Below are 298 nucleotides of genomic sequence, written 5' to 3'. Positions count from 1 at the left end.
ATCGTCATCGAGCTGGTTGGCGGTTACACCGTAGCCCGCGAGCTGGTGCTCAAGGCCATCGAGAACGGCAAGCACGTGGTCACCGCCAACAAGGCGCTGATCGCCGTGCACGGTAACGAGATCTTCGCCAAGGCGCGCGAAAAGGGCGTGATTGTTGCGTTCGAAGCGGCTGTGGCCGGTGGCATCCCGGTGATCAAGGCGATCCGTGAAGGCCTGTCCGCCAACCGTATCAACTGGGTGGCCGGCATCATCAACGGCACCGGCAACTTCATCCTCACCGAAATGCGCGAGAAGGGCC

1 pseudogene is annotated in these 298 nt (G+C 62.1%); it reads left to right on the top strand.

What is annotated here, in order from left to right:
- A pseudogene (locus AC3XQU_RS23650) lies at positions 1-298 on the top strand (homoserine dehydrogenase); the annotation flags it as partial.

This window comes from Telluria sp. AZSoR62, assembly GCF_058111565.1.
The sequence above is the reverse complement of the archived record's forward strand: the minus strand, read 5'-3'. Positions and strand labels throughout refer to the sequence as shown.